5 protein-coding genes and 1 pseudogene are annotated in these 8,730 nt (G+C 75.3%); 3 read left to right on the plus strand and 3 right to left on the minus strand.

The features are described from left to right. Positions 1-147, plus strand: a pseudogene (locus tag AB4039_RS40075) (lytic transglycosylase domain-containing protein); the annotation flags it as partial. Positions 148-379: 232 nt separating this feature from the next. Continuing rightward, positions 380-1,315, plus strand: a complete 936-nt coding sequence (locus tag AB4039_RS40080) for a hypothetical protein (protein WP_442273089.1) — start codon at positions 380-382, stop codon at positions 1,313-1,315. Between the two features lie 19 nt (positions 1,316-1,334). Here the strand turns inward: AB4039_RS40080 and AB4039_RS40085 are convergent, their stop codons facing one another. After that, positions 1,335-6,053 carry a HEAT repeat domain-containing protein gene (locus AB4039_RS40085; RefSeq protein ID WP_442273090.1) on the minus strand — a complete coding sequence of 1,573 codons (4,719 nt, stop codon included), beginning with the start codon at positions 6,051-6,053 and terminating at the stop codon, positions 1,335-1,337. 274 nt (positions 6,054-6,327) lie between these two features. Here AB4039_RS40085 and AB4039_RS40090 point away from each other — a divergent pair, with 274 nt between their 5' ends. Beyond that, a complete protein-coding gene (locus tag AB4039_RS40090; RefSeq protein ID WP_266844678.1) occupies positions 6,328-6,540 on the plus strand; it encodes a hypothetical protein in 213 nt (70 codons plus the stop codon). Between the two features lie 60 nt (positions 6,541-6,600). Here the strand turns inward: AB4039_RS40090 and AB4039_RS40095 are convergent, their stop codons facing one another. Together AB4039_RS40095 and AB4039_RS40100 are read right to left on the minus strand one after the other, a co-directional pair. Next, positions 6,601-7,035 carry a hypothetical protein gene (locus AB4039_RS40095; RefSeq protein ID WP_266844677.1) on the minus strand — a complete coding sequence of 145 codons (435 nt, stop codon included), beginning with the start codon at positions 7,033-7,035 and terminating at the stop codon, positions 6,601-6,603. 359 nt (positions 7,036-7,394) lie between these two features. Continuing rightward, complete coding sequence (locus AB4039_RS40100) at positions 7,395-8,294, minus strand: NAD-dependent protein deacetylase (protein ID WP_442273091.1); 900 nt, start codon at positions 8,292-8,294, stop codon at positions 7,395-7,397. Positions 8,295-8,730: the final 436 nt, after the last annotated feature.

Genomic DNA, 8,730 nt, shown 5'->3' on the forward strand with positions numbered 1-8,730 from the left:
GCCTCGGCCTCGAAGATGGCCTCGGCGGGCTCGGACTGGAAGTCCAACCCGGCCACCCAGATCAAGTGGGGCCTGGACTACATGAACTCCCGCTACGGCAGCCCCGTCGGCGCCTGGAACTTCTGGCAGAACAACCACTGGTACTAAACCACCGGTGGACGGCCGACAGCGGACAGCAGGCCGCGGGCCGCGGACATCCGAAAACGCCCGGCAGGGACCACCCCGCCGGGCGTTTTCGCATACCCGCGCAACCGGCTGCGATTCCTGTCCTGTCCGGTCTGCGGTGCTCCGGCCCGACCCGCTTCCTCCCCCGGGCGGGGGAGCGGGATCAACCCGGGAAGTGATGTGCGGGCCGGCCTCCGGAGGCGAGGCTCGTGCCATGACTTCGAAGACGCTGACGCCGAAGGTACCGGTGGCCTGTGGCTGGTGGGCGGGTGCTGCGGGTGCCCTCGCGATCGGGGCCGGGCTGTTCGAGGCCCGGCCGCCGGTTGCCGTGTGGGCCCTCGCGGCGGCGGCGGCAGCGGCGGGAGCGGGGCTCGCGGCGCGAGCGCGCTTACTGCTGTGGGCGGCCTGCGGGCTGTCCGTGACGGCCGGCTGCACGCTGCTGATGGACGTGCTCGCGCTGCTGTTCGGGCAGGGCGTGGACAGCGTGACGGGGGCGGTGACACACGCGCTGGGCCTGGTGGGAGCACTGCTCACGGGCGCTGCCGCCGTGGCCGCCGGTGCGAGGCGGGACGCGGCCGTGGCGGCCCGGCCGGGACCGCCGGGGCGATGGATCCCGTACGTCGGGGTGGCGACCTTCCTGCCGTACATCGCGATGAAGCTCCACTGGGCCCTGGGCGGCACCTTCGCGGGGGTGAGCGGGGCCGAGGTGCTGGCGGAGTCCGAGCGCAACGGGGCCTCGGGGGTGTGGCTGACCCTGGAACGGTGGGGGCTGGACGCCACCGTAGTGATGGCCCTCGCCGGGATCCTGCTGCTGTTCTGCCTGATCCGGCCGTGGGGCCTGCGCCTGCCGCGGTGGCTGCCGCTGACCCCGGCGCTGATCGGGACGGCCACGCTGGTGCCGTACGGGCTGCTGGGGCTGGGGTACCTGGCGCTGGCCCAGACGGGTGTGGTCGACATCCCGACCGGGAGCTTCGGCTCGGCCGACGACACCCTGCTGGTCGGGTGGATCGGGTACACGGCCTTCTCCGGATACGGTGCGGCCCTGTTGGCGGCGACCCGCTGGTACTGGCGCCGCACGCGGGGGCACGTACGGACCGGCCCGATGACACCGGACGCCGAGTCGAGCGCGGGGCCGACGGCGGAGCGATGAACCGCCGGCCGTGACGGAACTACCCGGCTCCGGCGGTCTCGATCCGTTCGAGAACCACCGTGTACAGGGACCGCTTGTCCGGTCGGGCGTGCACGGCGGCGTGCCGGAGGGCGGGGACCGCCGCCGTACCCATTCCCACGAGCCCCTCGGCCGCGGCCTTGCGGACGGCGGGATGGGGGTGCTCCAGCAAACCGGTCATCGCGGGGGCCGCGGGGGCCCAGGCCGCGTGGCAGAGCGTCCGGATCGCCGTGCGCACCAGGTCCGGCTGGGGGTCGTCCAGCAGCATCGACGTGTGGTGCAGGTGGGCCGGGCGGTCCAGCATGGCCCGCGAGGTCCGGTGGGCGTGCAGACGGACCCCGGGCCTGGGATGGCGCAGCAGCTCGGCGAGCAGCTCCCGCAGTCCGGGGTCCCGGTCCGCGTCCGGACCGCGGTGTCCCGCGGCCAGCCACGTGAGCGCCTGGCGTACCCGTGCCGGTTCGCCGCTGCGGGCCAGGTCCAGCAGCTCCTGTCGCGACGGCGGCGCCGACGCTTGCGCCGGAGCGGCCGGGGCACGGTGCCGCAGCACCGCCAGCGCGGCGGCGTCCCGTTCCGCCGCGTCCGGGCGGCGCAGCGGACCTTCGACGAGCAGCAGCCGGTCGGCTTGGTCGTCGCGCCCTTCGGCACGCAGCCGGCGACGGGCCCGGGTCAGCGCGGGGGTGCGCAGCACGGAGCGTCCGTGGAGCAGGTCGAGGAACCCCCACGCCCCGGCGTCGAGGCGCTCGCCGAGGTGCTCCGCCAGTACGTCGGCGGGGACAGCGCGCAGCGCCCGCCCGGCTGCGGAACTGCCGCCCGGCGGGTCGTGCTCCCACCATTCGAGCAGCAGCGGGACCAGCGGTTCCAGCTCGCACGCGTCGAGCCGGGCCGCCACGAGGGCCACCCGGTCGTGCAGGACCCCGTCCGCGCGCAGTTCCGCCTCGCCGATGGCGGTCAGCGCGCGGGCCGGGACGGCATCGACGCGTACGTCAACGCGGCCCCGCAGGTACGCGCGGAGCACGGCGAGCGGGGCCTCGGGCTCGGGCCACTTCGCGAGCGCCAGGGCGGCGGCGCGCCGGCGGTCGGGAGCGGGGGCCGCCAGCATGGCCAGCAGACGCTCCCGCAGCGCGGTCGAACGGGGCTGGTCGAGGTCGTCGACGTGCACGGTCCGCGGTCCCGGCGCCGCGGCGCGGGCGGTCTCGGCGATGGTCCACGAGGGCGCGTCGAGGGGCTGGACGTCCGTCATCCAGTCGACGAGCGCGGCGCGCACCTCGGGGTCGGCGCCGGGGTAGGCGTCGATCAGGGCGTCCAGGCGTTCCCGGGAGCCCGGGACGCCGTCCTGCCGTTCGCGGAGCCGGCGCAGTTCCTCACGTGCCTTCGGCGAGCGCACCGCCGCGTCGAGCGCGGCTCGCCACCGCCCTGCCCCCGCGGTGGCCGAGGGGGAGTGGTGCGGGGCGGCGAAGGCCTCACGCAGCACGGCGGCCTCCGCCTCCCAGGGGCCGGCCCCCAGCCGGGCCGAGGCGAGCGCCTGATCCAGGTCGGCACGGACCAGCACCGCGCCCAGGGCGCGCAGCAGCGTCAGGGTGGACCGGCTTCCCGCGGGCGCGGGGGGCAGCGCGCGCACCGTGCGGGCGACGGCTGCCCTCCCGGCCGCCGCGAGGCGCGGCGCGACCGCTTCGAGCACCGCGATGAGGTCGTCGCGGTCTCGGGCCGAGGCCGCGTCGGGTCCGGCGGGTCCCGCCGGATCCGCGGCTCGGGCGGCTCGGGCGAGTCCGGAGAGTCCGTCGAGGAGGACGTTCGTGGACCGGCCGAAGGCCGTCAGTTCCCCGGCCGTCCACGGCGCGGGGCAGAGCCGCAGCGTGAGCCGCAGGACGAGACGCGCCCGGACGGCGGGTTCGCGGCCGGCCAGGCGGAGCCAGTCCGCCAGCATGGGCCGCAGCGCCCGCAGCCGGGTGGGGTCCGGCAGTTCGGGCCTCGCGGCGAGGCGCAGCGCCACGGACGGGTCCCATCCCTGCTCCGTCAGCTTCCTGACGTCGTGCTCCGCCCCGGTGTCCACCGTCGGCGGCGGTACGGCGGGCGGGGTGATCCCGTGGTGGGCCATGGCCGTCGACAGGTCCCAGGCCGTACCGGAGGCGAGGCGGATCCGGCCGGTCGCCAGCAGGGTGAGGAGCGTCGGTGCGACCCGTGACGACTGGCCGTCCAGTGCGAGGACCGAGCGCGCCGACAGCGTGCGGTCGAGGCCTTCCAGCAGGAGCTCGCGGGTACGGGCGTCCTCGCTGTGTTCGGCGGCGGCGAGGACGGTGGCCGGGTAGGCGTCGCCGAGGACGCCGCGCAGTGCCTCGACGAGCGTGCCGCGCAGGCCCGGATTGTCGTGGCGCCCGAGCCAGTGGAGCATTGCCGGTACGGCCAGCGGCGTGCCCGCGCCGACCAGGACCTCGGCGGCGGTCTTCTTGACGTTCATGTTCGGATGGCCGAGGCACGCGGCGATCGTGGGGGAGGCCCAGCGCGCCCGCGCGTGACCGAGCGCCAGGAGCGCCTGCCGTACGGTCTGGACGTCCTGGGCCGCGGTCAGCGCGATCAAGGTCGCCGACAGCGCCTGCGCGTCGTCCCCGGTGGCGTCGCGGGCGAGCAGCGCGATCACGTGCTTGCGCACGTGCCGGTCGCGGTGCCGCAGCAGGCGGTGCACCCGCGCACGGGTGCCCGCGTAGGGAGCACGGAGCAGCACTTCGAGCAGGATCGCCTGCTCGGCGGCCGACAGTCCGGGCCGGTCCAGCAGGTCCAGCGCCATGGTCGCCACGAGCGCGTGTCCGGCCTCCTCCGCGGTGGCCGCGTCGAGCAGGCAGGAGGGCCTGATCCGTCCCCGCTCGTGGAGGCGACGGCCCAGGCCGTGCACGGCCTCCAGGACCTCCCCGGGCACCACGGGCTCCCCGGCGGGCCGGCCGCCGTCGGAACGCGGGGCGGTTCCGCCCGGCTCGTGGGACCCCGCCAGCTCGGCCACGACGCGCAGGAGCAGGTCGGCGATGACCGGCAGCGAGCCGGCGCCCCCGTGGGCGGCCAGCCTGCGCAGTGCGGCCACCGGCCGGCCGGGGTCCAGGTGGGAACTCAGGAGGGCCAGTTCCCGCTCGTCCGGGCCGCCCAGATCCACGGCGATGCGAGGGGGCAGATCGGCGGGATCGAGACGGTCGAGGACGTCGCGCCGCTGGGCCGGATCCTGGGTCAGGTGCCACAGCACCTCAAGGGCGCGGTCGCGCACGGCACGCAGGTGCGGTGCGATCACGCCCGCGCTCTCCCCGGGGGAGGAGGAGGTGGGGGCGGTGGCCGATGCCGGGTCAGGGGCCGCTGCGAGACCGAGTCCTCGCCTCAGCACGGCCGTCGTCCGGTGCCCGCCGATGGCCTCCAGAGCGGCCAGGGCCGCAGCGGGCGCCGACGGCAGGAGGGCGATCACGGCTTCTTCGGCATCCGTGTGCCGCAACGCCCGGATCGCGTCGAGGAGCGGCCCCGGGGCGGGGGCCGAGGGAAGCGCCCGTGTGATCGCGTCGCCGATGGGAAGTTCCCCCGCCCCCTGTCCGGCCAGGGCGACCAACAGCGCGATCCGCCGAGGCCGGCACGGATCTTCGGCGGGCGCATCCACCAGTGCGCGGAACATCTCCTGCCGACAGGTGAACAGGATCGTCGCCACCTCGGCGGGGGCGATCGTGTGATCGGCGAGTGCCAGGCCGAGGACGGACGGGACCTGCGCGGCGTCGGCGAAGTGCCCACGCCGGTGGAGCCCCCGCAGACAGGTCATCGCGGGCCCGCCGAACAGCAACGGATCCCGTGCGGCGACGGCCGTCAACGCGCTGATGTCACCCCGGGCCGCCAGGTCACCGAGCAGCTCCATCCCGCGCCTGCGGAGCCCCGGCGGCAGATCCGGATCCTCGACGACCTGCCACAGCAGCCCGGCGTGCCCGTGGCGGGCCGCGGCCGTGAGCGCGGCGTCGGCTGCCGCGGGCCGTGCGACCACCGAATCGGCCGCCAGGAAGGGAGACAGGCACCCGAGCGGCAAGGGGGCCAACGCGGCCCACGGCTCACCGAGTTCGTCCAGCGCGGCGGCGGCGACGTCCGCGCTGCCCGCGCCGAGGAGGCCGATCAGATGGCCGCGCACCAGTACGGGGGCCAGCAGACCGGCGTGCAGCCCCTCCCGGGCCAGTCGCAGCGCCGCGGCCTGCAGCACCGGGTCACCGCTGTCCACCAGCTCGTCCACGAGCTGTTCCGGCCGGTGCGCGCGGGTGACGGTCGTCTCCCGCACGGCCTGGTACAGCAGTTCGCCCGGAGCTTCCTTCCGGAGCGCCGTGGGCTCGTTCAGCAGCTCGGCGCGCAGCCAGGCGATCCGCACCCGTGCGGGCAGCCCGGCCGAACGCCACGCGGGTGTGCGGGGTTCCCGGAGATACGGCGCCAGTCGTTCGTAGAGCCGCGCCAGGACGAGCGCCGCCTCCGGCGGCCCCTCCACGGAGGTCGGCAGCAGCTCCGCGAGTTCGGCCATCCCCGGCGCGTCGCCCGCCCGGACCGACGCGACGCGCTCGGCCAGCAGGATCAGCCCCAGGTGCCGCACGTCCGGATCCCCGCGCCGGATCAGGGGCCCGAAGACGGCCGAGGGGCAGAGCCGTGCGTCGATGTGGCCGGACAGCCAGCGGACGTCGGCTCGACGGACCGCGTCGCGGAAGGGTTTGTCTGCGGGCGTGATCACCGTCGGATGCTAGCCGGGGCGTTCCCGGTACCACCAAGGGATTGTGCCGGGGCCGCAGGGCGGTCCGCTCCGACCGGCGCCTTCTGCTCCGGCGTCCCGCCCGCTTCGCCGCAGGGCCCCGCCCCCGGCATCCGGATCGTGCCCATCGGCGCGCACGGCTCCGGCCGTCGCGCGGTCCGAGGTGCGCTCTCCACGGAGGGGAGGTGCGATGGAAGCGGGCGGCAGTCCCTCACCCGCCCGGCGGACGCCCGGAGAGCGGCGGTGATCCTCGTGCGTGGGGTTCAACGACGGGGCGTCGGTGTGGGACGGCGCCACCACCCGCAAGGTCGGCGACGGCGCGCAGTGGGGCAGGTGCGTCACCGTCTACCACGAGCCCGGCTACGAGGGCCGGAGCCTGACCGTCCTTCCCGGACGGGGCATCGCCCAACTCCCGGCAGCCTTCGGGCACATCCGTTCCGGCCGCTTCCACAACTGCCGGCAGCCCTGACCCGGCGCCACGCGCGCCGGAGGCGCGGCGAGGCGGTGCGCGTCGGCATGCCCACGAAACTCAGGGCAGGCCGCGCCACCGCCGGGACCGGGAGATGAGCAGCAGCGGCAGGCCCACGACCCACACGAGCGCGCCGATGACGATCACTGCGCTCCAGAAGGCCGATCCCCGGCCGGCGTCCGGGGCCACCCGGGCCATGAGGAAGAACGGGCCGAGGACCAGGGCGGGACCGGCCACCCACCAGATCAGGTAGGTGGCCAGGACGTCGCGCACGCGTACGGGCGAACGTCCGAGGACGCCATAGGCGGTGGTCGACGTACCGCCTCCCACGGCGCCCGGCGCATACTGGGTGGCTCCCACCACCAGTCGGTACCGCCGCAGCGGTACGACGGGCATGTAGCTGATCACGAACCACTCGGTGGCGTGGTGGCTGCCGTCGGGCTGCCTGTGGCTGAATCCCAGGTACTTCGTACCGATGCCGTTCCACGTGGACATGCCGCATCCCCCTCGCCAGGCCCGCGGCCAACAGGCTTACACGGTAGGGGTGCCGGCGCGGCACGGCAGGAATTCGGCCAACTCGGCGCCGGAACGGGGTGGGTCCCACCGCTGCTGTCCGGCCGTAGCGGTGCCGTAGTCGTGCCGAGGCCACGCGGAAGGCAACAAAGGCGCAGGTCCGACCGCCCGTACCGGCGTGCGCAACGCTCAGGGGGCGCACGTAGCGCGGTGGGGGAGGGAAGTGCTTCCACGCGCTCCGGGCCGTGTGCACTCCGTCGCACGGCACCCACGGACGCCGGGACCCTGAACCAACGGCGCCCGTGCGGAGGCCACGGCGGGGCCGTCCCGCGCGCGGCTGCTCAGGACCTCGGCGGCCCGTCGAGGGATACGTCCAGCAGGTCGGCCACAGTCGTGAGGGCGGCGCCCAACGGGAGGCCGACCCGGGTGAGCGCATGCCGGTCGCCCCGCGTCGGATCCCGGTTGACGATCAGCACCGGCTTGCCGGCTTCGGCGGCCTGGCGGACGAACCGGAGGCCGGACATCACCGTCAGCGAGGAACCCAGCACGAGGAGCGAGGTCGCCTCGCGGACGAGCGTGCGGCAGTGCTCGACGCGCGCCGGGGGCACGCCTTCGCCGAAGAACACGACGTCGGGCTTGAGGACACCGCCGCACGCCGCGCAGGGCACCACCCGGAAGTCCCCGACCTGTTCGTCGGTGAGGTCGGCGTCACCGTCCGGGTTCATCGCGGCGGCCACGGGCTCGAAGCCGGCATTGGCCTCCTCCAGCCGTTCGGCGAGTTCCCGGCGCGAGCCGGAGGCGCCACAGGAAAGGCAGACGACCCGGCCCAGGCTCCCGTGGAGTTCCACCACGCCCTCGCTGCCGGCCGCCTGGTGAAGGCCGTCGACGTTCTGCGTGATCACCCCCGAGAGCAGACCCAGGCGTCCGAACGCTGCCACGGCCCGGTGCCCGGTGTTCGGCCGGGCGCGGCCGAACGTGCGCCAGCCGAGATGACTGCGCGCCCAGTACCGCCGCCGGGCCTGGGCGGAGCCGGTGAACGCCTGGTACGTCATCGGGGTGTGCCGGCGCAGGCTCCCCCCTTCACTCCGGTAGTCGGGGATGCCCGACTCCGTCGACAGGCCCGCTCCGCTCAGGACCAGCACCCCGCCCGCTCGCAGGGCGGCGGCGACGGGCCGTGGATCCTCGGTGCCGGGCGGCAGGTCCGCGGCCGGTGTCCAGCTCAGCGTGGGGCGCATGCGCATGCCGCCCAGCGTACGGAACGGGCAGGGCGCCGGCACAGGGCCGACGCTCGCTCCCCGCACGGGCCACGGGCCACGGCACGCTGCCGCCGGCCGACGACGCCCCGGAGGGCACCTGACACGGGTACGAGTGGTCACGTCGGGTGAGGTTCGGGGGTCCCCGTGGTGACTCGGCCCATAGGGCCCACGTCACACACGATCCGGGGTAGTAGGGGTCCACGGGGTCGGCGTCGGCGTCTGGGAGCGGCTGCGGCCTGCACGGACCCTCCCGACCCCGCCGTGGCGTCGGACCTCCCGCTGCGAGGGTCGGTAGTAGGTGGGGTCTTTGCCAGGGGGTCGGGGCGTCGGTAGAACTGGATGAGTCGCCGGGCGGCACGGGTGTTTCACCCGCCGCCCTGGATCCCCTCTGCTCCTGCGTGAGTGGTTCACGCACGTCTTC

Origin of the sequence: Streptomyces sp. M-16, assembly GCF_052114405.1 — a bacterium.
Lineage (GTDB): Bacteria > Actinomycetota > Actinomycetes > Streptomycetales > Streptomycetaceae > Streptomyces.